Genomic DNA, 26,189 nt, shown 5'->3' with positions numbered 1-26,189 from the left:
GGCCGGCGCCTGGGGCTCGCCGGCTGCATTCCTGCCATGGCCCTGTGACAAAAACCCAAGACATCAACGCGAAGGAGACACCAATGAAAGCAAAACTGACCGCACTGTCGTGCATGCTGGCTGCGGCCGGCCTGGCCAGCCCGCTTGCCATGGCACAGGAGAAGGTGAAGATCGGCTTCGTGACCGACATGTCCAGCCTGTATGCGGACGTGGAAGGCAAGAACGCCGTCACCGCCATGCAGATGGCCATCGATGACTTCGGCGGCAAGGTGCTGGGCCAGCCCATCGAGCTGCTGAGCGCCGACCACCAGAACAAGGCCGACATCGCCGCCTCCAAGGTGCGCGAGTGGGTGGACACGCAGGGTATCTCGCTGGTGTTCAGCGGCACCAACTCCGGCACGGCCCTGGCGGTCTCGCAGGTGGCCAATGAGAAAAAGCGCGTGCACTTCAACAGCGGCGCAGGCTCGTCGGCGCTGACCAACGAGCAGTGCAATCCCTACACCGTGCACTACGCCTATGACACCGTGGCCCTGGCCAAGGGCACGGGCACGGCCGTGGTGGAGCGCGGCGGCAAGGACTGGTTCTTCCTGACGGCCGACTACGCCTTCGGCCACGCGCTGGAGAACGACACCACGGCCGTGATCAAGGCCAAGGGCGGCAAGGTGGTGGGCGGCGTCAAGCACCCGCTCAATGCCTCGGACTTCTCGTCCTTCCTGCTGCAGGCGCAGGCCTCCAAGGCCCAGATCCTGGGCTTGGCCAATGCCGGTGGCGACACCATCAACGCCATCAAGGCCGCCAAGGAATTCGGCATCAACAAGAGCATGAAGACCGTGGGCCTGCTGGTGTTCCTGACCGACATCCACAGCCTGGGCCTGAAGAACACCGAAGGCATGCAGTTCACCACCAGCTGGTACTGGGACCAGAACGATGCCACGCGCAAGTTCGGCGAGCGCTTCTTCGCCAAGACCAAGCGCATGCCCACCTCCATCCAGGCTGCCGACTACTCGGCCGTGACCAGCTACCTCAAGGCCGTGCAGGCCGTGAAGTCCACGGATGCCGACAAGGTCATGGCCCATCTCAAGAGCACGCCCATCGACGACTTCTACGGCAAGGGCTCGATCCGTCCCGATGGGACCTTCGCCCACGACATGTACCTGGTCGAGGTCAAGAAGCCCGCCGAGTCCAAGAAGCCCTGGGACTACCTGAAGGTCGTGGCCACGCTGCCCGCCGACCAGGTCTGGACCACCAAGGCCGAGACCAAGTGCGCGCTGTGGAAGTAACGCTGCGCCGCCACTGACCCCCAACCGCCACCCGGCCAACCACGACAGCTGCATCCCATGGAAATCTTTGGTGTTTCCCTGCCAGGCCTGATGAGCCAGCTCCTTCTGGGGCTGGTCAACGGCTCGTTCTACGCCATCCTCAGCCTGGGGCTGGCGGTGATCTTCGGCCTGCTCAACGTGATCAACTTCGCCCACGGCGCGTTGTTCATGCTGGGCGCCATGGTCACCTGGATGGCCATGAGCTACTTCAACATCAACTACTGGGTGATGCTGGTGCTGTCGCCGTTGCTGGTGGGCCTGCTGGGCGTGCTGATCGAGCGCTTTTTATTGCGCTGGATCTACAAGCTCGACCATCTCTACGGCCTGTTGCTGACCCTGGGCCTGTCGCTGCTGATCGAGGGCCTGTTCCGCTCGGTCTACGGCGTCTCGGGCCTGGGCTACGACACGCCCGAGCTGCTGGAAGGCGCGACCAACCTGGGCTTCATGATCCTGCCCAACTACCGCGCCTGGGTGGTGCTGGCCTCCATCGTGGTCTGCGTGGCCACCTGGTTCATGATCGAGAAGACGCGCATCGGCGCCTACCTGCGGGCGGGCACCGAGAACCCGCGCCTGGTCGAGGCCTTCGGCGTCAACGTGCCCGTGATGATCACGCTGACCTATGCCTTCGGCGCGGCGCTGGCGGCGTTTGCCGGCGTGCTGGCGGCGCCCGTCTACCAGGTCACGCCGCTGATGGGGCAGAACCTCATCATCGTGGTCTTCGCCGTGGTGGTGATCGGCGGCATGGGCTCCATCATGGGCTCCATCCTCACCGGCCTGGGCCTGGGCGTGATCGAGGGCCTGACCAAGGTCTTCTGGCCCGAGGCTTCGTCCACCGTGGTGTTCTTCATCATGGTCATCGTTTTGCTCATCCGCCCCGCCGGCCTGTTCGGCAAAGAGAAATAACAAGAACGAGGACAAGGGGCCGACCACATGAAATCCAAGACTCTCGTTCAACGCATCGCCCCCTGGGGCTATGGCCTGCTGCTGCTGGGCCTGCTGGCGGCGCCCATGCTGGGTGCCTACCCGGTGTTCGTGATGAAGCTCATGTGCTTCGCACTGTTCGCCTCGGCCTTCAACCTGCTGCTGGGCTACACGGGCCTGCTGTCCTTCGGCCACGCGGCCTTCCTGGGCGGCGCGGCCTATGTGACGGGCTACGCCATCAAGGGCTGGGGCTTCACGCCCGAGCTGGCCATGCTGGCCGGCACGGCCGGGGGCGCGCTGCTGGGGCTGATCTTCGGCTGGCTGGCCATCCGCCGCCAGGGCATTTATTTCTCGATGATCACGCTGGCGCTGGCCCAGATGCTGTTCTTCGTGTGCCTGCAGGCGCCCTTCACGGGCGGCGAGGACGGACTGCAGGGCGTACCGCGCGGCAAGCTGTTCGGCCTCATCGACCTGACCAGCGACCTGACCATGTACTACGTCACGCTGGTCATCGTGGTCCTGGCCTTCCTGCTGATCGTGCGCACCATCCACTCGCCCTTCGGCCAGGTGCTCAAGGCCATCAAGGAGAACGAGCCGCGCGCGACCTCGCTGGGCTATGACGTGGCGCGCTTCAAGCTGCTGGCCTTCGTGATCTCGGCCGCGCTCACGGGCCTGGCCGGTTCGCTCAAGACCGTGGTGCTGGGCTTTGCCACGCTGTCGGATGTGCACTGGACCACCTCAGGCCATGTGATCCTGATGACGCTGATGGGCGGCCTGGGCACACTGTCCGGCCCCATCCTGGGCTCGGCCGTGGTGGTCATGCTGGAGAACAAGATCGGCGAGTTCGGCAGCTTCCTGCAGCGCCTCACGGGCGTGGTGTGGTTCTCCACGCTGGGCGAGTCGGTGACCATCGTCACCGGCCTGATCTTCGTGGTCTGCGTGCTGCTGTTCCGCAAGGGCATCATGGGAGAGCTGATCGCCTGGCTGCAGAAAAAGCGTACTCCTTGAGAGCCGGGTTGGGACGGTTTCAAGGGGGTGGGCTACGTGCCCATGCTCTTGACTGCTATAGCTACAACTGCAGCGGCCGGGCGTAGCCCGTCATCTCCAGGTATCCCTGACCGGCTCGCGCCTCCTGGCCCGGGCCGGTCGGCTTTTGGAGGCTGCACAGGCCCTCCCAGTAGATGGCGCCGGTGGAGGCGCTGCTGTCCAGCTCCTGGTCATCGACCAGGGCGTTCACGGTGAAGCGGCCAGCGGGCGTGTCCACCTGCCATTGCACGGGGTAGCGCGCGCCGCTGGCGAGGCTGCTCCAGTGGCGCAGCGGTGTGAACCGCACGGCATCGTGGGCGAAGACCTGTGCCTTGCCATCGGCGCCGCGCAGCGAGCCTCCGGCCCACAGCGCGCTGCCATCGCTGCGGCGCACTCGGAAGGCCGTGAGCGCACCGCCGTCGAACAGGTTCATGCCTATCCAGTCCCAGCCCACGGCCTCGGGGTGCATCAGGGCCCGGCTCCATTCATGGTCCAGCCAGGCGCGGTTGTCACCGGGTTCGCGCGCGGCTTCGATCTCCATGCGCTGGCCTGCCAGCTCCAGCGTGCCGCTCACCTGCAGTTGCGGGCGGCTGTAGTAGTAGCTGGCCTGCTCGGGTTCCGGCCCCTTGCGCGAGAGGCCGGCGCGGCCCTGCAGCAGCGGGTGCTCGCGGGTCTCGAAGCGCAGGTCCAGTGCGAATGCGGTGCTGCGTATGCGGGTGGTGTAGCGTTCGGCCTCGCCGTTACCGGTGTCTTCATCGGTGCGCTGCAGCGACCAGTCCTGCAGCCGCACGTCGGCATCGGCCTCGCTGGCCTGGGCAATGCCAAAGCCTGCGCGTGCGATGCGCTGGTCGTGGTGCAGGCGGGCGCCCTGCACATCGCACAGCGCCGCATGGGCAAACAGCAGCTGGCGCGCCGCAAAGGCGGAGCGCAGCTCCTGCGTGGCCTGCACGCGTGACCGGAAGAAGGTGATCTGGAAACCCCAGGCCTGGCCCGCCGCGCGTGCCTGGCCGGTGATGTACCACCATTCGGTGCGCAGCCCGGGGTGGCTGCCATGGTCGCGCGGGAAGACCAGCGTGCGTGGCGGCAGTGCCTGGGCGGGCAGTCCTGCCGCCCCCAGGCCCAGGCCGGCAGCCAGTCCCAGCAGATGGCGGCGGGGCAGGGGCATCATGGATCAGCTTTGCAACTGCGCGATGCGTGCCTGGGCCGGCCCGCAGTCGCCAATGCGCTGCATCACCCAGTCCGCATCATGGTAGGTGGGCAGGTAGCGCTCGCCCGCATCGCACAGCAGCGAGAGGATGGAGCCCTGCTCGCCGCGCTGGCGCATCTCGCTGGCCAGCCTGAGCATGGCCACGTAGTTGGTGCCCGTGGACGGCCCCACGCGCCGGCCCAGCAGTGCGGACAGGCTGCGCATGGCGGCCAGGGAATCGCAGTCCGCCACCTCCTCCATGCGGTCCACCAGGGTGCGCACAAAGCTGGGCTCCACGCGCGGGCGGCCTATGCCTTCGATGCGCGAGCCCGGCGCGGTGAGGGTGGGATCGCCCGTGCGGTGGTAGGCGGCGAACACCGAGCCCTCGGGGTCGGCCACGCAGATGCCCGTGGCATGGCGCTGGAAACGCACGTAGCGGCCGATGGTGGCGCTGGTACCGCCCGTGCCCGCGCCCACCACGATCCAGCGCGGCACGGCATGGCGCTCGCGCCGCATCTGGGTGAACATGCTCTCCGCAATATTGTTGTTGCCACGCCAGTCGGTGGCGCGCTCGGCATAGGTGAACTGGTCCATGTAGTGGCCGCCGGTCTGCGCGGCCACGGCGCGTGCCTCGTCGTAGACCTGGCCTGCGCTGTCCACCAGATGGCAGCGGCCGCCGTAGAACTCGATCAGCGCAATCTTCTCGGCCGAGGTGCTGCGCGGCATCACGGCCACGAAGGGCAGGCCCAGCAGGCGCGCGAAATACGCCTCGCTCACGGCCGTGGAGCCGCTCGATGCCTCGACGATGGTCGAGCCCTCATGCACCCAGCCATTGCACAGCGCATAGAGAAACAGCGAGCGCGCCAGCCGGTGCTTGAGGCTGCCCGTGGGGTGGGTGGATTCGTCCTTGAGGTAGAGGTCGATCCCCAGGTCGGCAAAGCCGGGCAGGGGCAGCGGGATCAGGTGCGTGTCGGCACTGCGCTGGTAATCGGCCTCGATGCGGTTGATGGCCTCGTGCAGCCAGGAAGAGGTGGTGTGCGGCATGGCGGCCATTGTCGCAGGCTGCCCTGCCCACGTGGCTACAGGCCGTAGAACGGGCGGTTGGCCTCGATGCGTGTCTGCTCGCTGGCGGGGTAGCGGCGTTCGGCCAGCAACTGCTGCAGCGCGGCGCGACCCAGGTCGCGCAGCGGGGTGTAGAAGGCGCTGACGGCCAGCTCGTCCAGCGCGCGCCAGGCGTAGACCTGGGCGTCGATGAACAGGATGTCCTCGGCCGGGCGCGGCAGCGCGGCGGCCTGGCGCGCATAGAGGCAGGCCAGGGCGAACTCGGACCGCTCGCGGTGGTAGCGCGCCAGCTCGCACAGGGGCTCGGCCCGCTGCGGTCGCGCGGCATAGGCGGTGAGATAGGCCTCGCGCACGGCGGCCGGCTCGGCGCCCGAGCGCTCCAGCAGCACGCCGATCTGCAACAGCGCAAACCACTGCTCCTCGGCCCAGCCGCCCATGGCGGCGCGCTGCCGGTACCAATGCAGGCTGGACTCGATCTGGCCCGCGTCGCGGTGGCTTTGCGCCAGATAGAACACGTTGCGCGTGTTGTCGGGCTGCTCGCGCACGGCCTTCTCGAGCACGGCGATGTCGCGCAGGTAGGTCTGCGGGTCCCGGGCCCGCGCGCCGTCGTGCGAGACATCGATGAACGGCCCTGCAAGCATCTGCCAGGGCTGGTGCGCAGGCGCGGTCAGGTACTCGTGCAGCACGCCTTCCCAGCGCCAGTCCACGCGCGTGGCGATCAGCGCATTGCGCTGGTATTCGGTGCCCGCCATGTGGCAGGACAGCATGCAGCCGTCCGCCTCCAGCGCCGGCCATGCAAAGCCTTCGGGCACGCGCAGCTGCTCGTCGGCATCGATGAACAGCAGGTAGTCGCCGTGCGGCCGCGCCAGCTCCAGCGCCTCGTTGCGGTTGTGGGCGAAGTCCACCCAGGGCCGCTCATGCAGGCTGCCAGGCACGCCCTCCATGCACTGGCGCACCAGGGCCTGCGTGCCATCGCTGGAGCCCGTGTCCACGATCACCCAGTGGTCCACCCACGGCCTGACCGAGGCCAGGCAACGCGCGATCACCGGGGCCTCGTTCTTGACGATCATGTTCAGGCAGATGCGGGCAGCAGAGCCTGGGCGTTTGCGCGGCGTGGAACCAGGCATGGTGTGGCTTTGCGCGAGCCTATTGGCACGTCACGGCAGTGCCCACGTCGGCGGCCTGCGCTGCTGTGCTGAACATGCCTGCACTGGGGCACAGGGTCCGGATGCGACGGGAGTGGATGCAGCAGGTGCGACGATCCAGGGTTCCTGTGATGCTTGGATGCATACCGATTCAGGGCGCCGAAAACTGCAGCGGCGCAGTGATGCTTGCCGGCAGACCCGCGTTGCTGAGAAGCGTCTCGACGAGAGGGAACACTGCCTGGTTGGAAGTACTTCCTGTGCAGTCGCCCGAAAGAATGTCCTCGGTGGATGTCACGTCAATGCCCAGGCTGGTCTGGCTTTGCGACAGCACCACGCCGTTGGCATTGGCACCGCTCAAGCTATAGGTCTTGTTGTTGACCTTGGCATAGACCAGCGTCTTGGCAAAGCGAGGGATGCCCTCCACCGACCCTCCTGACGCCATGTAGGGCGTGCCCGTGCAGTCGGGCGTGAGAAAGAACAGGTTGTTGTCGTTCTGGATACGGCCGTCGAAGCGCATTCTTAAGAAATGACGGGTCGAGGTAAGCACGCCGACGGTGCTGTAGTTGGCCGTGTTCATGTCGATCAACGTTCCCAATATGGCGCCGCTGTTGTCCCTGAGGGTGACGCCCCCCCCGCCTGCGGGGCCGGTGGGTCCAGTGGGCCCTGCATCGCCCGTGGCGCCCGTGACACCCTGTATGCCCTGGATGCCTTGTGGGCCCATGGGCCCGATCTCCCCGATCCCCGTGGCGCCGGTCGGTCCCATCGTGCCCTGAATGCCCTGCGGACCCGTGGGGCCGGCCGCTCCCGTGATGCCGGCGCCCGTGGGTCCTGTTGCTCCGGTGACACCGGCGGCACCTGTGGGTCCGGTCGGGCCGGCTGCGCCCGTAGCGCCTGCAGGGCCGATGGCACCTGTCGAACCTGTGGCCCCCGTGGCGCCTGTCGCTCCCGTGGCACCTCCACCCACGCCCGCCGCGCAATGCGTGAGCTGGCCCGAGACGCCATCAAAACACAGCAACTGGTTGCTGGTGGCCGTATCGGCCGGCAGGGCCGGAACCAGTACCTCGCCGGTACGCTGCACCCGCAGCCGCTCGGCGCCCACGGAGTTCTTGATCACGAAATCGCCATTGGCTGGCAGGGTGATGGAGACATCGGCCGCGAGTGCTGCGGAGGTGTGCAGGCCTGCGCCCGCAAACATCGCAAGCAGCAAGGCCGGGACAGGGAGACGGTTCTGTTGCATGTCCGCCCCTCAGATCCGTGTGTTGCGGCGCTGGCGGTGCAGGGCCATGCCGCCCAGCAACAGGCTCATCAGCATCAGCCCGTAGGTGCTGAGCGTGGGAATGCTGGCCGGAGCCGTCACCACAGGCGCTCCGATCTGCACGTTGCCAGGCACCACGCTGCCGCTGCTGTTGACCAGGGTCGCCGACGGCCCCATGGTCACCACGGCGGTGCCAGGGCCGGAAGAGGTCAGTACCACCGGCCTGCCAGGAGAGCCCAGGGTAAGGGTGCCCAGCACCGTGAGGTTGGTGCCTGCCGGCAGAACGATGGTGGGAGGCGTTGCGCTGGTGCTGATCAGCGTGAGGTCCTTCACGATGATGTTGCCGCTCAGTTGCAGGGTGGAGCCGGCTGCGCACGAGTCGGACAGCACCACGCTGCTGGTGCCCAGGTTCAACGGCACGGTGCTGGTGAGATCGCCGCTGACGTTGAGCTGGCCCCCGGCGCCGGTGACCGTCGCGCCGGTGTCGAAGCTGAAGGACCCCGTGTCGAACGTCCCTGTGCCCAGTGTCAACTCGCCCTGCATGAGGACCGCCGTGCATGGCAGCTGGAATGAGCCGCCGGCCAGATCGATGCTGCCTCCCGCCGGAACGACCATCTGTCCCCACGCCGAGCCGCACAGCGCCGTGCCCAGGGCCAGCGACGCCGCCCAACGTTTTCCGAAACCTGCCATGAGTCCGATCTCCCGCGTACAGACGGCAATGCGCCTGTCTGATTTTTGTAGAGGCAGGCACCCCCGTGGATAGGGCGCAGCACTGCCGAAGTCGGGCGAATGATCAGATAGAAAATGATTCTCTTGTAAGAAAAATTAACAATTGATTATGCGTTTTCATTTTTAGCAGGCTATCGGTTTGCGCGGAGGGATGGGGTTTACCAATCCTCCTTGACCGCCAGCACTGCCTCGCGCCCTGCAGCCGCACGCCCGGCCAGCCAGGCCGTCAGCGTACCTGCTGCGATCACGCTGGCAGCCAGCGCCAAAAGGCGGGGCCACGGCAGGGACAGCTCCATGGTCCAGTGAAAGCTTTGCGGATTCACCACGTGCACCAGGATCACGGCCACGCCCAGGCCCAGCAGGCTGCCGGCGATGGCGCCCGCCGTGGTCCAGGCCATGCCTTCGCCAGCCACCACGGCCAGGATGTCGCGCCGCGTCAGCCCCAGGTGGGCCAGCAGGCCGAATTCCTTGCGCCGCGCCAGCACCTGGGCGCTGAAGCTGGCCGCGATGCCGAACAGCCCGATGCCGATGGCCACGGCCTGTAGCCAGTAGGTCACGGCAAAGCTGCGGTCGAAGATGCGCATGGAGCGCTCGCGCAGCGCGCCGCTGCTGGCGAACTCCAGGGCCTGCGCGGCGCCCGGCCCGGCGAGCAGGGACTGGATGCGCGCCTGAAGCTGCTGGGCCGTGGCCGTGTCGTCGCCGTCCGGCCAGATGGCGATTTCGGTGGGGCCTGCCGTGGTGGCGCTGCCGTCGGCAAGCCGTTGGTAGTCGTCCCAGTCCATGGCGATGGCGCCGAACTGGCGCACATAGTCGCGCCAGATGCCGGCCACAAACACGCTGGAATCTTCCGACGGCAGGGCCTGGGCCAGCAGCGGCCACTCCTGGCCCGGCCGCACGCCATAGAGTTGGGCCACGGCTTCACTGACATAGACGGGCGTGCTGCCAGCGGGCGCTTGCACGGGGCCTTGTATCCACGGCAACTGCTGGCCCTGGGGGCCATGCAGCGGACGCAGCAGCAGGCTAACGGCGGGGCGATCCGGGCTGAGCCACAGGCTGGTGCTGCGCATGGGCTGGGCGCGCTGCACGCCAGGCAGGGCGGCAATGCGCGCGGCCAGATCGGCGGGCAGGGGCGCGGCATCGGCACGGCCTGCGCTGCCGGCGGTGCGCAGGTACAGCGGGGCGGGCAGCACGGCGTCCAGCCAGGCGATCATGCTGTCCCTGAAGCTGGCCACCATCACGGTCAGCGCCACGGCCAGGCTCAGGCTGGCCACCACGCCGCCCACGGCCACGGTGGTGCTGCGGCGCATGCGCCGTGCGCGCTCCACGGGCAGCAGGGCCAGCGGCTGGCGCAGCAGCGATTGCGGCACCAGGCGCAACAGCTGGCCCAGCAGCCAGGGCAGGGCGGCCATGCCGCCCAGCAGCAGCAGGGCCACGGCTGCATAGGCAGCCAGGGGAATGCCGGCCACGGGCGGCACAAAGGCCAGGGCCACGCTGGCTGCCATCAGCAGCAGGGCCGGCAGGCCGCGCGCCGCGCGTTCGGAGCCCGCACCCTGGCCCTTGAGCGTGGCGGCGGGCTGCAACTCCATCGCCTGGCGCGCCGGCCACCAGCCGCCAGCCACGGTGGCGGCCACGCCGAGCAGTCCAAAGGTCAGCGCGGCGCCGGCGCTCCACTGCAGCGCGGGCTGCACGCCGGCAAAGTAGCCGCCGCCCAGGTCACCGCCCAGCAGGTGCAGGGCCAGCCAGGCCAGGCCCGCGCCCAGCGCAATGCCGGCCGCGCTGCCCACCATGCCCAGCAGCAGCGATTCCAGCAGCACCAGGCCCAGGCGCTGGCGAGGCGTCAGTCCCAGCACGGCCAGCAGGGCGAACTGCGGCGCGCGCTGGGCCACGCTGAGCGCCAGCACCGAGAACACCAGGAACGCCCCCGTGAACAGCGCCACCAGGGCCAGCACCGTGAGGTTGACGCGGTAGGCGCGCGACATCTCGGCAATTCGCTGCTGGTCGTCGCCGGGGCGGCTGGCCAGGGCCTGGGCGGGCCAGTCGGGCAGGCGGCGCAGCTCGGCCAGCAGGGACTCGCGCGTGGCGCCTTCGGCCAGCAGCACATCGATGCGGTCCACCTGGCCCCAGCGCTGCAGGCTGTCCTGCAGCGCGCCGATGTCCATCACGGCCAGCGGCGGGCCGGATGCGGCCACCGTGCCCGCGATGCGCAGGGTCTGCGCGCGCCCGCCCAGTTGCCATGGCAGGGGCGTGTGCCGCGCCTGCTCCGGCGTCAGGCCCAGGGCTTCGAGTGCCGTTGCATTGAGGAAGACCGCATCGGGCGCGAACAGGTCCAGCCGCCCGCCGCCATCGAACAGCCGGGGCATGAGCGCAGGCGCCACGGGCGCCAGCCGCAGCGCATCGCCGCCCAGCACGCGCAACTGCACCGGCGTGGCGGTGCCGGCCAGGGCCGTGGCTTCGATCCAGGGGGCGGCCAGGCTGACCTGGGGCTGCTGCGCAACACGGCCATACAGCGATTCGGGCAGGCCGCCCTGCATGGCACGCAGCTCCAGGTCCGGCTGGCCGCTGACCGTGCGCACGGCGCGCGAGAACTCATCGAGCGCGGACTGGTTGATCACATGCACGGCAAAGCCCAGCGCCACGCCCAGCATGATGGCCACCAGGGCGGTGGCCGTGCGCCAGGGATGCTGGCGCAGCTCCTGCCAGGAAAAGGTGCGAAGCAGGGCGAGCATGGGCGAGCGATCTTTGGCGCTAGGCGGGCTGCATGCCCTGTGCGGTCAGGCGCAGCACGCGGTCGGCACGGCGCGCGGCCTCGATGGAGTGCGTGACCAGCACCAGGGCGGCCTGGTGTTCCCGGGTCTGCTGCAGCAGCAGTTCCATGACCTGTGCGGCCGTGCCGGGGTCCAGGTTGCCGGTGGGCTCGTCGGCCAGCAGCAGGGCCGGGCCGTGGACCAGGGCGCGTGCAATGGCCACGCGCTGCAGCTGGCCGCCGCTGAGCTGCCAGGGCAGGCGCTGCTCCAGCCCCTGCAGCCCGACGGCCTGCAGCAGTTGCGGCACGCGCTGGCGGCCCGCCGCATCCAGCCGCTGCAGCAGCATCAGCGGCAGGGCCACGTTGTGCCAGACATCCAGGTGCGGCAGCACATGGAAGGCCTGGAACACGAAGCCCACATGGCTGCGCCGCCACAGCGCACGGCCGGTTTCATCCAGGGCCGACAGGTCCTGGCCTTCGTGCAGCACGCGGCCCTGCTGCCATTCATCGAGCCCGGCCAGGCAGTTGAGAAAGGTGGACTTGCCCACGCCCGAGTCACCCACGATGGCCACGAACTCGCCGCGCGCGACGCTGCAGTCCACGTTCTCGAAGACGGCGGTTTCCGTGCCGCCGTCGTTGCGGTAGCGCCGCGCCAGGCCCTGGACCTGAAGCAGCGGCGGCTGAGTCAGTGGCGTGTTGTCCCGGGGCGCGGCAGTCATGAAGGCGGTTTCCTGTTCAGCCGTTGCGGGCCTGGTTTGCTGCAGCCACCACGGCCATCGCTGCCTGCAGCAGTTGCTGCTGGGCATCGGGCGCATCGCAGGCAATGGCATGGCGGGCGGGCATGCTGCGCAGCCAGGTGATCTGGCGCTTGGCCAGCTGGCGCGTGGCGGCAATGCCGCGTTCGCGCAGCGAGTTCATGGAGTACAGGCCGTCCAGCGATTCCCAGGCCTGGCGGTAGCCCACGCAGCGGATGGAGGGCAGGTCCAGGTGCAGGTCGCCGCGCGCGCGCAGCTGTTGCACTTCGTCGATGAAACCGGCGTCCAGCATGGCGTCGAAGCGCTGGGCGATGCGCGCATGCAGCCAGGCGCGGTCCTGCGGCTCCAGCGAGAAGAAGCCGCCGGGGCTGATCAGGCCCTGTGCCGCATCCTTGCCCGCCCGCGTATGAAAGCTGGACAGCGGTTTGCCCGACACATGCCAGACCTCCAGCGCGCGCTGTATGCGCTGGCTGTCGGCCGGCGCCAGGCGTGCTGCCGTGGTGGGATCGACCTGGGCCAGCAGCGCATGCATGGCGGGCCAGCCGATCTGCGCGGCCTGGGCGTCCAGCCGCTCGCGCACGGCGGGGTCGGCGGCCGGCATGTCGTCAATGCCATCCTGCAGGGCCTTGAAATACAGCATGGTGCCGCCCACCAGCAGCGGCAGGGCGCCGCGCGCGCGGATCTCGGCCACCAGGCGCTGCGTGTCCTGCACGAATTCGGCCGCGCTGTAGGCCTGCAGCGGGTCGCGGATATCGATCAGGTGATGGGGGCAGGCAGCCAGTTCTTCGGGCGTGGGCTTGGCCGTGCCGATGTCCATGCCGCGATAGACCAGGGCCGAGTCCACGCTGATGATTTCTGCGGCCTGGCCGCGTTCGGCCAACAGCCTGGCCAGGGCCAGGGCGGCAGCGGTCTTGCCGGAAGCGGTGGGGCCGGCGATGGCCAGGCATGGGAGCGTGGAAGCGGTGGACATTCGAGAAACGGGAACGCAGGAAAGTGGAATCAGCGGTGGCCATCGACCCGGCCGTGGCGGCGCACCAGCCCCCAGGCGACCAGGGCCGTGCACACGCCCCAGAACCAGATGCCGAAGGCCATGGGCCGGGTGGACTGGCCGTCCAGGTGCAGGCCCAGCCAGTGTCCCATGGCAAAGGCGATGAGCATCATGGTGAAGCCGTTGAGCGCCGAGGCCGTGCCCGCCGACTGCGGGAAGGGCGCGATGGCATTGCTCTGGCCGCAGGGCATGTGCACGCCATGGGCGATCTGGAAGATATAGAAGGGCAGGGCATAGGCCCAGAGGCTGCGCGCATCGGCCAGCGCCGCAATGCCGATGGCCGTGGCCGACAGCAGGCTGGCCAGCCCGGCAATCTGCACGGCGCGCCGCACATCCATGCGCTGCAGCAGCCAGCGGCACAGGAAGGTGCCCGCGATGTAGCACAGCGCATTGCTGCCCATCAGCAGGCCGTAGCCCGTGCGGCTCACGCCCAGCACATGGATATAGGTGAAGGAAGATGCGGCCAGGTTGGTGAACAGGGCCGCATAGGTGCAGCAGGTCAGCAACTGGTAGGACTGGAATCCCGGGTGGCGCAAGATGGTGATCCAGTTGCGCGCCAGGGCCAGCGGCTGCAGCGCCGTGGGATTGGTGCGGGCCAGTGTCTCCGTGAAGCGCAGGGCCACCAGCAGCAGGGCCAGCGCACCCATCACCGCCTGGGCCAGCATGGTCGAGCGCCAGCCCAGCGAATCCACCAGCAGGCTGCCGCTGACGGGGCTCAGGAAGGCGATCACGCCCAGCCCGGTCAGCGCCTTGGACATGACCTGGGCACCCAGGTGCGGCGCGAACAGGTCGCGCACCATGGCGCGCGCACACATCACGCCGGCGCCCAGCGATGCCCCCTGCAGCGCGCGCCAGGCGATCAGCGACTCCATGGTCTCGGCGCTGGCGCTGCCCAGCGCGGCCAGCACGTAGATGGACATGCCCGCCAGCAGGATGGGCCGGCGCCCGAAGCGGTCGGACAGCGGCCCCCAGGCCAGCTGCGAGCAGCCGAAGGCCAGCAGGAACGCCGTCAGCGTGAGCTGCACCTGGGACACCTGGGTGGAGAAGGCCGCCTGTATCGACGGCAGGGCCGGCAGGTACAGGTCGGTGGCCAGCGGCTGCAGTCCCAGCAGCAGGCCGAGCAGGACGACGACCAGGACGGGGGACATGGCCGGCTGCGCTTGCGCGGCGGCGGGAGACAGGGGCGCTGACATAGGCGACCGAGGGTAGCAGAGAACAAGGGGTGCCGCTGTCCATGTTCCGGCGGTGCATATCCATCTGCGGATTGCGCAGTTGGGAACCGGCCGGGCCCTGCCTACATTGCATTGCAGAGGAATCAACCCGATCAACGCAACTGTGAACAAAGGACCGCAATGGCAACGCTGACCGCTTTCTCCTCCCTTCCCGCCGCGCTGCGCCAGGGGGCGTGCACCCTGCTGTGGGGCGTGGCCCTGGTCGGTGGTGCGGCCCATGCCAATGCGCCTGTGCCCGAAGGCCCGCTGGTCAGCACCGAATGGTTGGCGGCCAACCTCAACCGCACCGATGTGCGCATCGTCGAGGTCAGCGTCAACCCCGGCCTGTACGAACGCTCCCATGTGCCGGGCGCCGTCAACTTCTCTTGGCACAACGACCTCAATGACAAGGTGCGCCGCGACATCGTGGGCAAGGAGCAGTTCGAGAAGCTGCTGTCCCAGGCCGGTGTGAAGGACGGCAACACGGTCGTGCTGTACGGCGATACCAACAACTGGTTCGCAGCCTGGGGGGCCTGGGTCTTCGACATCTATGGCGTGCAGAACGTCAAGCTGCTGGACGGCGGCCGCAAGAAGTGGGAGGCCGAGAACCGCCCCCTCAACAACCGCGCCCCGGAATATGCGGCCACCACCTACCGCGTGGGCAAGGTCAACACCGCGCTGCGCGCGCGCCTGACCGATGCGCTGGCCTCGGCCGAGGGACGCAGCGACGCCAAGCTCGTCGACATCCGCTCGGCCGACGAATACCAGGGCAAGGTCTTCGCCCCGGCCGGCGTGCCGGAGCTGGCCATCCGCGCCGGCCACATCCCCGGCGCCGTCAACGTGCCCTGGGGGCAGGCCGTGCGCGAGGACGGCAGCTTCAAGTCCGCCGAAGAACTCAAGAAGCTCTATGCGGGCGTGGGCATCGACGGCAGCAAGCCCGTCATCACCTACTGCCGCATCGGCGAGCGCTCCAGCCACACCTGGTTTGCGCTGTCCAAGATCCTGGGCTACCAAGTGCGCAACTACGACGGCTCGTGGACCGAATACGGCAACTCCGTGGGTGTGCCGATCAACAACCCGGCCGGCACGGTCTGGGCCGCGAAATGATCCTGCAGTCGATCAACCTGTCTTGAAGGCGGGGGCCGGGCGAGGGGTGTCGGTGCTCTTGGTTCGACGGATCAGGGGTGGTGACGAGTGGCTTTGGCAAAAGCTCGGCTCCTTTGGGGCCCGCAGACTGCGGGCCCCTTTTTTTATGCGTTGATGGCAACAAAGGGGGCAGGAATGACAAGCGTGACCGGTGAGCACACGCAGAACGTGAATGGCGGGCACAGGGCAAGGGACTGGACCAGATGGCTGCCCTTGGCCGCCGTGCTGGCCGCAGCCTGGCCTGTGGCGGCGCAGCTGCAGCTGCAAGGCGGCGGGCGCACCCTGGTCTTTGCGCTGGCGCTGGGCCTGCTGCTGGGGCTGGTGCTGCAGCGCTCGCGCTTTTGCTTTTACTGCCATGCGCGCGACTGGTTCGAGTTCGGCGATCCGCGCGGCGTGCTCTCCATCCTGCTGGCGCTGGCCGTGGGATCGGCGGGCATGACCGTGGTGCTGGGCAGCTGGGTGGCCGTGCCCCAGCCGGGCCAGTTGCCGCCCGACATGCACATAGGTCCCGTGAGCTGGGTGCTGGTCCTTGCGGGCCTGGCCTTTGGCGCGGGCATGTCGGTCTCGGGCTCGTGCATCAGCGCCCACTGGTACCGGCTGGGCGAGGGCTCGCCCGTGGCGCCGTTTGCCCTGGTCGGCACGGGCCTGGGCTTCGTGCTGGGGTTTCGCAGCTGGAACCCGCTGTACAGCCTGGCCATTGCCGATGCGCCCGTCATCTGGCTGCCGGCCCATCTGGGCTATGGCGGCGCGCTGGCGCTGCAACTGGCCGTGCTGGGCCTGCTGGCGGCCTGGGTCTGGCGCATTCATGGGCGCTCGGGCCGTGCACAGCCCCGGCCTGCGGCAGAACCGGCGCAGCCACCGGGCCTGCGCCAGCTGTGGCTGTCACTGTGGCAAGGCCGTTGGAATGCCGCGCTGGGCGGCTTGGCCGTGGGCCTGATCGCGGCCGCCGCCATCGTGCGCATGCGGCCGCTGGGCGTGACCACCACGCTGGGCAGCACCGTGCGCGGCTGGGCCCAGGCGGGCGGCTGGGTGCCCGAGCGCCTGCATGGCCTGGATACCCTGGGCGGATGCGCCACGGCCGTACTCAACAGCCTGCTCACGCCCCATGCCGTGCTGCTGCTGGGCCTGGTGGCCGGTGCCTGGGGCGCTGCCGTGGCCAGCCGCCAGTGGACGCCGCGTCGCCCCACCTGGCGCGATGCGGCACGCGGCCTGGCCGGTGGCGCCTTGCTGGGATGGGGCGCCATGACGGGGCTGGGCTGCACCATTGGCACGCTGCTGTCGGGCAGCATGGCGGGCGCGCTGTCGGGCTGGGTCTTTGGCGCGGCTGTGTTCACGGCGCTGTGGTTGGGGTTTGTGTTGCGGCGTTGGCTGCACGAGCGTGCGGGAGTGCGGGGGCTTTGACCTGCAGGAGGAGATGATGGCCGAGTGACAGGCGAGAGCGGCGCCTGAAACAGGCTTTCTGGTCATTGTCTGTCCTAGGCTTTTTTCTGCCAGTTTTCAGAGGAGACCGCTGGCAATTGCGGGCAGGTCATTCCTGGAAATGTCTGGAAAATAGGATTTACCTGCCCAATTCATTGCTCCTATTATTTTTCCTTCAGAACGAAGGGAGCGCCTTTCAAAGGCGAAGGAGCCAATGACATTCAGGATCGACATCCATACGCCACTGGGCCGCGCAGGGCGTTTCCATGAGTTGAATGAGGCAGTGGAGCGGCCACTGGCCATCCGCGCGGATACATGAGCTGCGGGCAACTGGTCCCCGCCTTCATTGCCCTCAACCGCCTGAAGCGGTCCAGGCAGCTGTGCAAGGCCGTCGTGCTCATGGGCTTTGACAAGGTATGCGGCACCCGGGACTTCGACAACGAACTGGACCGCAGGGCGCTGTGCGAGCTGTTTTGCTGCTGCATGACCGGCGGCCTGGGCCAGCGCTGCGTGGCCGGCGTGGTCATGCAGGCCGATGGGTTTGAAGGCTACCGGGGCTACTACAAGCAGGAAGTGCCGTACCGGGATGGTGCGCCGGTCATGTCCCGCAACGAGCCCGTGCGCCCCACGCGCAGCCGGCCTGCGGGCTCGCGTATCCCGGATGTGGTCGTGGTGAAGAACCCGCGCCTTCCGCCTGTGCTGGACAACGTGCAGCGGGTCTATGAGATGAAGTTTCCGGGGGATGGGTACTCATCGGACTTTGGTCCAGACGGCATGAATCAGTTTCAGGCCTATACATACATATTTGAAAACAAGTTTCTTAAGGAAGCCTTGGATGCTGGAAGCTGTGCTTGCGACAGTGACGGCGAAAACGCAAACGAAAGTGTGCTGAACCAGGCAACGCGATGGCAGGCCAACAGGGAAAAGGCCATCTCTTTGTCCGAGCGGGTGAATAAGGATACAGCGGCGGCGGTCGGGGCTGCGGCCGGTGCGTCTGCGCTGGGGCGGGCATTGCGAGGTGTTGGTGCGGTAGGGATCGCACTGGCGAGAGTCCTCGGGTTGTCATTCTGAAGTAATGGATGGGGTTGGGTGAAATAAGGAGGACGGATATGGCGAAGGACTTCAACAAACCTTTGAGCACCAGAGAACTACAAAAAGCCACCGTGGCGACGATGGATATTCTCAAGGCGCTGGTATTGCAGAACCAATTTGGGCGTATTTGTGCAAGAGCAGGCTGGACGATCGAGATGGTGTTCCATGACGGGGATTCATTGGCTGTGCGTGAGCGTGCATGGAAGGTGGTCGATTTGTTCTGTGATGTTGTTGGTCCAGAAAATCTCGCAATATGGTGGGGTCTGGCGCCAGTTGCACTGGGTGGCAAGAAAGGGCGGGAGAGAATTGCCAAACACAAACCCAGCACCCTCAAAAATCCCAAAGGGTTTGCAATGGTTTTTAACTTGGCATCTGGTAAACCATCGCCACCAGAAGCCTGGGAAAATAATTCTCAGGACTTTCGTCTTCACTGTTGCATTGCAAACGAGGAGTACATATGGCTGCATGATCGCCACGTTTCACCAGGCATAGGGCCAGCCATGTCTTTCATTCGCATGGCATTCCCTGCCTGGTGGATTCTTGACCAGCCACCTGAGCACAATGTGGGCCGGCTTACCACCCAGATGGTGGAGTTGATGCAGCCCTTCTGGGCCATTGCTGGCTGGGGCGTCATGCCCGCAGTGGATGAGCGCAATATCGGACCCGACGGCAAAGGACAACAAGTGTTGTATCCCTATCTGCAGCGTTTTCCGGGACTGAATGCCCTGGGCAGTCTTGCATTGATTAGCCATGACTTCAACAACGCCATGTACAGCATCAACTGGCTCAGTTTTGTCAGCGATGCCTTGCTGGAGAAACTGGGCGGGCGGGAAGCGGTGCGCAAGCAGGTGGAGGCCAGCCAGTATCTTTCGGCCGGGGATGTGGGCAACTGTCTGGGAATCCGCGCAGGAGATTTTCCTGGGCTGGGGGACATGGACCAGGGGCTGACGCTGCCCGCCTTTGGCGAGGCGGCACGCCTGCTCAAGCCTGTCCGTGCCAGATCCCGGCTCAACAACTTCATCGGCCCGCCGCCTTCGGGGTCCAATGATGAACATGCGTGGCTGCTGGCATGCGATGCCTACATGAGCCGGTTTGATCTGTTCTGACCCATGCAGGCCCTGCAACTGAATCCTGCCGGGCCAGCCGGCAGGACGGGTTTTCGGGTCGGGCGGACCTAGTCCGCGTCAACCCCCAGCAGCAGATCCGCGATCTCCTCCGGATACCGCTGCCGGCTTCCGTCGATGAGCACGCAGCCGGGCGCCTCTGGGTCGGGTCTGGCCAGGGGCATGCTGTGGTCGATGAGGGCCTGGGCGCAGCCCAGCCAGTCGCCGCCGCCGGGTTCCGTGGATTCGGGCCGGTTCAGCGAAGCCCAGCACAGGGTGCCTGCGCAGTTGTCGCCGTAGGCGTGGCGCTCGGTCCATTGCGCGCCGTGCTCCAGCAGGAAGCGCGCCATGGCGGCATCGCCACGGAACACGGCCTGGTTCAGTGCGGATGCATCCCAGTCGCCGCCGCGCGCGGCGATGGGCCAGCCCAGTTCCACCATGCAGCGCACGGCGTCCATGCAGCCCAGGGCCGCCAGTTCGGGCAGCATGCGCAGTTGTTCGGGTGCCAGGCCCTGGAGCAGCCCGGGGTGGGCTGCGGCAAGACGGCGGGCCTGTGCTGCGTCGCCCACGGCGCAGGCGGCCAGGAGCTGCTCCTGCGGCGTGGTGGGCTCGCTGCCCGCCGCCTGTTCCAGCAGGGCGGCCACGTCGGCCAGGCCGAAGCGCCGCGCCAGTGCAGCGGCACTCAGGCCCTGCGGCGTGCGCACCGACGGATCGGCGCCGGCATCCAGCAGCGCCTGCACATGGGCGGGCGAGCGGCGCCGGCGGATGGTCCACAGCAGCGGGCGGCCCCATTCGCCCTGGCCGTTGTCCTCGTTCGGATCGGCGCCGTGGTCCAGCAGCAGGCGCAGGGCCTGCACATCGTCCAGGTCCAGCACGCGGAACAGGGCATTGCTGCCGTCCACGCGTGCGCCGGCTTGCAGCAGCAGCCGCGTGCATTCGCGGCTGGCGGGCGTGCCTTCCAGAGAGTGGTAGAGCGATTCGCCGTCGTTGGGGTCGGCGCCGGCCTGCAGCAGCATCTGCGTCAGTTGCGCATCATGGTTCTGGCCTGCTGCGCCATAGAGGGCCGACAGCCGCTCGGTATCGGAGGGGGACTGCAGCGAGGCGGGTGGCCAGCGGTTGCCTATGGTCTGCAGCGGGTCGGCGCCCGCGTCCAGCAGCCAGCGCGCGCATGCGTGCAGGTGCTCGGTGAATTCGGGCAGGCGCAGCAGGCAGGAATGGGTGACGGCCATCAGCGGCGGCAGCGCCAACGGCCCGCCTGCACGGCGCAGCCAGCCGGGGTCGTTGCGCCCGGCCTCGCGCAGCACGGCCAGATTGCCGGTGGCGCAGGCCACCCAGGGATCACTGCCATCACTGCCCGCAAGTTCTGGCCGCTCGTCCAGCAGGCGCCGGGCCAGCGCGGGCTGCGCGCGGTGCGTGCCGCCCGCCACATCGCCGGCATAGACCAGGGTCAGCCAGTGCAGCCGGGATTTCTCGGGGTCCGCCGCCAGGCGCTGGCATGCCTCGACGTAGCCTGACAGCTCGCTCCATGAAGCGAAACCGTGCTCGCGCGCCACGCAGGACTGGGCGTCGTGCAGCCGCAGGTCCTTGGCGGCGAGCGCCTCATCGGCAAGGCCTTTGGCCGCTGGCAGGTGGGAGCGCATGGACTCCATGGCCTGGGCCGAGCCTGCGCGATAGGCGGCCAGCAGTTGCTTGGCCTGTTTCTTGAGGTGGCCCATGTCGGGCCGGGCGGGAATGCGTTTCACAGGAATACCTCCGTGCACGAAGGCCAATGACCTGCAGCTTGGCGCACAAAGGCATGTGGCAAGAGAAAAACGCCGGGAGGCGCATACAGGTGGGTTCAACCCTTCCCGCAGGTCCGGGTGCGGCCTGCACCGCAAGCGCGGATGTTAGCGCAAGGCGACAGTCATCTGGGTGACAGCCGGCAGCCCCTGCTTGCGGGTTCCTACCCGCATGGCGGGCCAGTTGTCTGGCATAGGCTGCGTCGGCAATCCCGCTTGAACCTGATTTTTTGCGCGCGTTCCTCTCAACACCTTCATCCCAAGGAGACAGTCTTATGCGAGCCCTGCGTTGGAATCGTTGGAAGTATCTCGGTCTGCTGGCGGCCACGGGCCTTGCGGCCTGCGGCGGGGGGGACGGTGATGCGCCCGAGGAGACGCGGGCACAGGACAGCCGCAGCTTTGCGCCGGCCAATCCTTCGGCCACCAGCTTCGACGCGCTGGCCGCCGCTTCGGGCGATGTGGTCGACAACGCCAGCACCAGCCGCTGGGCCGGTGTGCTGGAAGGTGCGGCCTACCGCATCGAGGTGCCGGCCAACTGGAATGGCCGCCTGGTGATGTATGCCCACGGCTATGCGGGCGAGGGCAGTGCGCTCAACGTCACCAATCCGTCCATACGCCGGTACCTGATCCAGAACGGCTATGCCTGGGCGGCGTCCAGCTACAGCAAGAACTACTACGACGTGCGCGCCGGCGTGGAGGACACGAATGCGCTGGCGCTGGCCTTCAACCGCCTGGCCGCATCCCACGGCCGGCCGCTGGCGCAGCCGCAGCGCCTGTACATCACCGGCCATTCCATGGGCGGCCATGTCACGGCGGCGGCCATCGAGGCCGAGGCCCAGGCCACCGCGAGGAACAAGGTGCGCTACCAGGGCGCCGTGCCCATGTGCGGCGTGACGGGAGATACCGAACTGTTCGACTACTTCGCCGCGGCCCAGGTCACCGCGCAGGCCATGGCCGGCGTGGCCCAGCGCCCTGTCACCGAGTGGGCCGCCATCCAGGGCCAGGTGACCTCGACCCTGTTCACCACCTTTCCTTCGGCTCCCACCGCGACGGGGCGCGCCTATCTGTCGGTCATCCAGAACCTCACGGGTGGCCCGCGGCCGCTGTTCGATCTGGGCGTGGCCGTGGGCGGCTCGTTCGCGCCGGTCTGGGGCGTGTTCGGCAGCGATGGCTCGGTCAACGGCATCCTGAACCGCAACGTGGCCGATACCAACCGCTTCACCTACCGCATCGACGGGGATGCCGCGGCCTCGGCCGCGCTCAATGCCGCTGCGCAAAAGCGCACGGCCGCGCCCGATGCCAACCGGCCGCGCCGCGACGGCCTGCGCTGGATTCCCGTGACTTCCGGCGATATCAACATTCCCGTGGTGACCCTGCATACGCTGGGCGATCTGTATGTGCCCTTCAGCATGGAGCAGATCTACCAGCGGCGCGTGGCCGACAAGGGCCGGAGCCAGTGGCTGGTGCAGCGCGCCATCCGCGGCGCATCGCACTGCGACTTCACCGTGGCCGAACAGGTGGAAGCCTTCGATGCCATGGTGCAGTGGGAGCAGGGCGGCGCCAAGCCGGGTGGTGACGATGTGCAGACGGCCGCCACGGTGGCCGCGCCCACCTATGGCTGCCGCTACACGCGCAACACGCTGGGCCCGGATGACAGCACCACCACGCGCCAGTTGCGCGCTGTGATCTCGCAGAACGCGGCAAGCTGCCCGTAGCGTGGAAGGCGGCGCAGGCTGCGCCGCTCAGCGCGGGCTTGCTGGCGCTGTGGGCGCCTGTGCGAGCAGGCGCAGCCCGAACAGCTCGTCCAGCGCCTGCCGGTATTGCTCCATGGCGCGCGACTGGGTGTTGTGGTGGTTGCCGCCTTCGATGAGCACGAAGCGCTTGGGCTCGCTGGCCGCCTCGAACAGCTGGCGGCCCAGCGTGGCGGGGATCAGCGGGTCGGCGCTGCCGTGCACGACCAGCAGCGGCGAGCCTATGCCGGCCACCTTGTCGATGGAGGCAAAGCGCTGCGTGATCAGCGGCCCCACGGGCAGCCAGCCCCAGCGGAAGCTGCGGACCACGTCGGGAATGCTGGTGAAGGTGGCCTCGACCATGACGCCGGCCTCATCCTGGACGCTGCGCGCCAGGTCGATGGCGATGGCGCCGCCCAGTGAATGGCCGAAGATGAAGCGCGGCCGGTCCGGAGCTTGCCGGCCCAGCCAGTCCCAGCCTGCGCGTGCGTCCTCGGCGGCCGATTCCTCGGACGGCAGGCCGGCGCTGCTCTTGCCAAAGCCCCGGTAGTCGATGGCCAGCACCGAAAAGCCCAGTTCGTGCAGCCGCCGGATGCGCGGCGAGGAGCCGGCAACGTTCCAGCGCGCCCCATGCAGGTACAGCAGCACGGGGGCGTTGCTGGCCGTGGCCGGCTGGGGCAGCCACAGCGCATGCAGGCGGGCGCCGTCCTGTGCGGGCATGTCGATCCAGACATCTTCCATGCCGGCCGTGTTGGCGCCCGGCCAGCTGCGGTCGCTGGGCTGGAAGATCCATTCGCGCTGCTTGGTGTCCAGCACGGAGCAGCCGCTGGCCGCCAGCAGCGCGGCCACGCCCAGCGCCGCCGTGATCCGGTGCAGGCGCCTTCGGGGCCACAGAAAGGGAAGCATTGAGGGCATGACGCAACAATGGATGCACGGGCTGGCCAAAAGTTCAGCGCCGCTGCCCTGCGGTCCGGCGCCGTCATGGATTGGCGCTATTCTTGCCGCTGGTTCGCGGGCCGACAAGGCGATGCGGACCTCTCCCCACTGTTGATGAGTGAACCTGTATGCCGATACGCCTGGGCCTGGCCGCCAACCGAATCCACCACCAAACCGAGGATGCCGCACTGTTCGGCTGGCTGCGCGCCTGCGAGTCCGGCATCCGCGAGCTGCAGCTGGGCCTGCATGCCGTGGGCCGTACCTTCGACGCCATCCAGGCCGCCGGCATGCTGGCGTCCTACCGGGGCCTGCGCCGCTATCCCTATGGCCGCGAAGGCGGGCTGATGAAGCTGGTGGCCGAGGTGGTGGGCGTGGAAGGCGACGAGCGCACGATTGACGGCGCCATTTATCTGACCGACCCGGTCGATCCGTCCTCCATCTTCCCTGAGGCCGTGGCGCTCAAGCGCCAATGCGTGATCCATGGCAAGCCCTTCCTGTCCACCGTGGCCTCGGCGCGCGACTGGATCGAGATGGAGCGCATCCATGCCGGCCTTCCCAGGGATGCGGGCGCGCAGCGCTTCCACGACTACGCGCAGCAGACGCTGGCGCTGATCGCCCACGATGCGCTCAAGCCCACCATGCTGGATTTCGCGGCGCGCAATTTCGAGCTGCTGTCGCGCTTTGGCCGGCGCGTGGGCACGGGCACCACGGGCCAGCGCCTCAACGAAATGGCCTGGAGCCGTGGCTGGCCCGAGGACCGGCCCTGGGTGGACCGCTACAACAGCGGCCCGCTGGGCGGCGATGCGCAGATCGCCGACCTGGTGCTGGACCGCCGCTGCCAGCGCGTGATCTTCTTCGAGGACCCGCATGTGGCGCGCCAGCACGAGGCCGACATCCAGCTGCTGGAGCGCGCCGTGACCACGGTGACGCACGACACGGTCTGCACCACTTCTCCGGCCGTGGCGCAGCGCTGGTGCGATGCGGCCTTGATGCGCCGCTGAAATCTTCGTCGCGCAGACGACAGCCTTGCGGCCTGCGGGCGGGCGAACACCCGTGACCGGCCGAGTGCTTTCTGCAAGACTGGCCGTTTCCAAAACCAAGGAGACAACGATGGTCAGTCCGCTCTTTCGGCGTTCCCGGCATGCCATGGCCTTGCTGGCCCTGCTGGCGCTACAGCCCGGCTGGGTGGCGGCCCAGGCACAGGCCCCCGCAGCGCCCGCGCTGCCGCCGCCCGACAGCGTGCGCCTGGAGCAACTGGGGCTGATGCAGGGCTTTCCTCCGGCCGCAGACAAGCGTGTGGATGTGTCCAACGGCTACCGCTATCCGCAACTGCGCTGGGTGGTGCAGCACCTGCGCGAAATCCAGCCCACGCAGAACATCCGTCGCGGCGCGGCGGCGCCCTCGGCTCTGCCCGAAGCGCCCATGGCCCTGGGCGGCCTGCGCTTTGACGACGACAAGGGCCAGCCCGTCACCGTGGACCAATGGCTGGACCGCACCTATACCGACGCCATCGTGGTGCTGCACAAGGGGCGGGTGGTCTTCGAGCGCTACCAGAACCAGATGCAGGCCAGCTCGCCGCACCTGCTGTTCTCGGTCACCAAGTCGTTCACCGGCCTGATGGCCGCTCAACTGGCCCACGAAGGGCGCATCGACCCCCAGGCGCTGGTGACGAAGTACGTGCCTGAGCTGGAAGGCTCGGCCTGGGGCGACATGACGGTGCGCCAGGTCATGGACATGACGGGCGCCGTGCGCTTTCGCGAGGACTACACCGACCCCAAGACCGAGATCTTCGGCTACTCCTGGGCCTCGGGCATGCTGCCGCGTCCGCCCGGCTACGCGGGGCCGACCAATGTCTACGACTTCCTCAAGACGCTGCCCAAGGAAGGCACGCATGGCGAGGGCTTTGTCTACCGCACCGTGCACTCCGAGGTGCTGGGCTGGATCGTCTCGCGCGTCACGGGCCGGCGCTGGAGCGATCTCATGAGCGAGAACATCTGGCAGAAGCTGGGCATGCAGGAAGACGCCTATGTGATGGTGGACAGCACCGGCACGCCGCTGCAGGGCGCGGGCCTGAACGCCACGGCGCGTGACCTGGCGCGCGTGGGCGAGATGCTGCGCCTGGGCGGCAGCTTCAACGGCCACAAGATCTTCGACAAGGCTGTGCTGGACGACATTGCGCGCGGCGGCGACCGCGAGCAGTTCAAGTTCCGCGGCATCCAGGCCGCGCGGCCCGGCTACAGCTACCGCAACCAGTGGTGGGTGCTGCACAACGCCGATGGCGCCTACGAGGCCGCCGGCATACACGGCCAGTTCATCCATGTGAACCCGGCCGCGCAGATGGTGGTGGTCAAGCTGTCATCGCACCCGGTGGCGGGCGCGGCCTTCACGCATGCGCTGACGCTCAAGGCCTGGGCGGCGCTGGCCGATGCGGTGCGCGACAGGTAGCAGGAACAGGCAGCAGGAACAGGTCGCAGGCAGCAAAAAAGGCAGCAAAAAAGGCAGCGTGCGCAAACACGCTGCCTTCGGCCCGTGGGCAGGCCGGGCCGGTTTCTGACCGCCTGGCACGGCCCACAATGGAGCGCACG

Annotated in this window: 21 protein-coding genes; 10 read left to right on the top strand and 11 right to left on the bottom strand. The window is 67.8% G+C overall.

The features are described 5' to 3' along the window. Positions 1 to 83: 83 nt before the first annotated feature. From ACUTR7_RS13060 to ACUTR7_RS13050, 3 genes are read left to right on the top strand one after another with little or no spacing between them, the layout of a single operon-like run. Positions 84 to 1,280 (top strand): ABC transporter substrate-binding protein, encoded by a 1,197-nt coding sequence (locus tag ACUTR7_RS13060; RefSeq protein ID WP_445608983.1) that lies wholly within the window; start codon positions 84 to 86, stop codon positions 1,278 to 1,280. A gap of 57 nt (positions 1,281 to 1,337) precedes the next feature. Beyond that, positions 1,338 to 2,222, top strand: a complete 885-nt coding sequence (locus tag ACUTR7_RS13055) for a branched-chain amino acid ABC transporter permease (protein WP_012206960.1) — start codon at positions 1,338 to 1,340, stop codon at positions 2,220 to 2,222. A gap of 27 nt (positions 2,223 to 2,249) precedes the next feature. Further along, positions 2,250 to 3,248 carry a branched-chain amino acid ABC transporter permease gene (locus tag ACUTR7_RS13050; RefSeq protein ID WP_445608982.1) on the top strand — a complete coding sequence of 333 codons (999 nt, stop codon included), beginning with the start codon at positions 2,250 to 2,252 and terminating at the stop codon, positions 3,246 to 3,248. 61 nt (positions 3,249 to 3,309) lie between these two features. Here the strand turns inward: ACUTR7_RS13050 and ACUTR7_RS13045 are convergent, their stop codons facing one another. From ACUTR7_RS13045 to ACUTR7_RS13005, 9 genes are all read right to left on the bottom strand, one after another. Beyond that, a complete protein-coding gene (locus ACUTR7_RS13045) occupies positions 3,310 to 4,434 on the bottom strand; it encodes a lipocalin-like domain-containing protein (RefSeq protein WP_445608981.1) in 1,125 nt (374 codons plus the stop codon). Positions 4,435 to 4,437: 3 nt separating this feature from the next. Continuing rightward, positions 4,438 to 5,505 carry a PLP-dependent cysteine synthase family protein gene (locus ACUTR7_RS13040; RefSeq protein WP_216294173.1) on the bottom strand — a complete coding sequence of 356 codons (1,068 nt, stop codon included), beginning with the start codon at positions 5,503 to 5,505 and terminating at the stop codon, positions 4,438 to 4,440. Between the two features lie 26 nt (positions 5,506 to 5,531). Next, positions 5,532 to 6,641: a glycosyltransferase gene (locus tag ACUTR7_RS13035; RefSeq protein ID WP_216294174.1), complete on the bottom strand. Its 1,110-nt coding sequence runs from the start codon at positions 6,639 to 6,641 to the stop codon at positions 5,532 to 5,534. Positions 6,642 to 6,810: 169 nt separating this feature from the next. Next, positions 6,811 to 7,896, bottom strand: coding sequence for a collagen-like protein (locus ACUTR7_RS13030; protein WP_216294175.1), 1,086 nt, complete (start codon positions 7,894 to 7,896; stop codon positions 6,811 to 6,813). A gap of 9 nt (positions 7,897 to 7,905) precedes the next feature. After that, a complete protein-coding gene (locus ACUTR7_RS13025) occupies positions 7,906 to 8,604 on the bottom strand; it encodes an IPTL-CTERM sorting domain-containing protein (RefSeq protein WP_199959888.1) in 699 nt (232 codons plus the stop codon). 197 nt (positions 8,605 to 8,801) lie between these two features. Then, positions 8,802 to 11,369, bottom strand: a complete 2,568-nt coding sequence (locus tag ACUTR7_RS13020) for an FtsX-like permease family protein (RefSeq protein ID WP_445608980.1) — start codon at positions 11,367 to 11,369, stop codon at positions 8,802 to 8,804. Between the two features lie 19 nt (positions 11,370 to 11,388). After that, positions 11,389 to 12,105 (bottom strand): ABC transporter ATP-binding protein, encoded by a 717-nt coding sequence (locus ACUTR7_RS13015; protein ID WP_445608979.1) that lies wholly within the window; start codon positions 12,103 to 12,105, stop codon positions 11,389 to 11,391. A 16-nt stretch (positions 12,106 to 12,121) separates the two neighbouring features. Then, positions 12,122 to 13,111 carry a tRNA (adenosine(37)-N6)-dimethylallyltransferase MiaA gene (gene miaA / locus ACUTR7_RS13010; protein WP_445608978.1) on the bottom strand — a complete coding sequence of 330 codons (990 nt, stop codon included), beginning with the start codon at positions 13,109 to 13,111 and terminating at the stop codon, positions 12,122 to 12,124. A gap of 29 nt (positions 13,112 to 13,140) precedes the next feature. Further along, a complete protein-coding gene (locus ACUTR7_RS13005; RefSeq protein WP_071956594.1) occupies positions 13,141 to 14,337 on the bottom strand; it encodes a multidrug effflux MFS transporter in 1,197 nt (398 codons plus the stop codon). A 204-nt stretch (positions 14,338 to 14,541) separates the two neighbouring features. Here ACUTR7_RS13005 and ACUTR7_RS13000 point away from each other — a divergent pair, with 204 nt between their 5' ends. The 4 genes from ACUTR7_RS13000 to ACUTR7_RS12985 all read left to right on the top strand — a co-directional run bounded on the left by ACUTR7_RS13000 (position 14,542) and on the right by ACUTR7_RS12985 (position 19,163). After that, positions 14,542 to 15,507: a sulfurtransferase gene (locus ACUTR7_RS13000; RefSeq protein WP_445608977.1), complete on the top strand. Its 966-nt coding sequence runs from the start codon at positions 14,542 to 14,544 to the stop codon at positions 15,505 to 15,507. A 174-nt stretch (positions 15,508 to 15,681) separates the two neighbouring features. Next, a complete protein-coding gene (locus tag ACUTR7_RS12995) occupies positions 15,682 to 16,947 on the top strand; it encodes a YeeE/YedE family protein (protein WP_445608976.1) in 1,266 nt (421 codons plus the stop codon). A gap of 333 nt (positions 16,948 to 17,280) precedes the next feature. After that, positions 17,281 to 18,036, top strand: coding sequence for a hypothetical protein (locus tag ACUTR7_RS12990; protein WP_445608975.1), 756 nt, complete (start codon positions 17,281 to 17,283; stop codon positions 18,034 to 18,036). Between the two features lie 38 nt (positions 18,037 to 18,074). Continuing rightward, positions 18,075 to 19,163, top strand: a complete 1,089-nt coding sequence (locus ACUTR7_RS12985; protein WP_445608974.1) for a type VI immunity family protein — start codon at positions 18,075 to 18,077, stop codon at positions 19,161 to 19,163. 68 nt (positions 19,164 to 19,231) lie between these two features. On the opposite strand, the gene ACUTR7_RS12980 is transcribed toward ACUTR7_RS12985, so the two are convergent. Continuing rightward, positions 19,232 to 20,902 carry an ankyrin repeat domain-containing protein gene (locus ACUTR7_RS12980; RefSeq protein ID WP_445608973.1) on the bottom strand — a complete coding sequence of 557 codons (1,671 nt, stop codon included), beginning with the start codon at positions 20,900 to 20,902 and terminating at the stop codon, positions 19,232 to 19,234. Between the two features lie 311 nt (positions 20,903 to 21,213). Here ACUTR7_RS12980 and ACUTR7_RS12975 point away from each other — a divergent pair, with 311 nt between their 5' ends. Beyond that, entirely contained in the window at positions 21,214 to 22,653 is a 1,440-nt protein-coding gene (locus ACUTR7_RS12975; RefSeq protein WP_445608972.1) for an alpha/beta hydrolase, read from the top strand. Between the two features lie 27 nt (positions 22,654 to 22,680). Here the strand turns inward: ACUTR7_RS12975 and ACUTR7_RS12970 are convergent, their stop codons facing one another. After that, complete coding sequence (locus ACUTR7_RS12970; protein WP_445608971.1) at positions 22,681 to 23,583, bottom strand: alpha/beta hydrolase; 903 nt, start codon at positions 23,581 to 23,583, stop codon at positions 22,681 to 22,683. A 149-nt stretch (positions 23,584 to 23,732) separates the two neighbouring features. Between ACUTR7_RS12970 and ACUTR7_RS12965 the strand changes: the two genes are divergently transcribed. Beyond that, positions 23,733 to 24,605 carry a methylglyoxal synthase gene (locus tag ACUTR7_RS12965; RefSeq protein ID WP_012206945.1) on the top strand — a complete coding sequence of 291 codons (873 nt, stop codon included), beginning with the start codon at positions 23,733 to 23,735 and terminating at the stop codon, positions 24,603 to 24,605. A 109-nt stretch (positions 24,606 to 24,714) separates the two neighbouring features. Further along, complete coding sequence (locus tag ACUTR7_RS12960) at positions 24,715 to 26,049, top strand: serine hydrolase domain-containing protein (protein WP_097201589.1); 1,335 nt, start codon at positions 24,715 to 24,717, stop codon at positions 26,047 to 26,049. Positions 26,050 to 26,189: the final 140 nt, after the last annotated feature.

It is taken from the genome of Delftia sp. NA_296.1 (genome assembly GCF_052692095.1).
The sequence above is the reverse complement of the archived record's forward strand: the minus strand, read 5'-3'. Positions and strand labels throughout refer to the sequence as shown.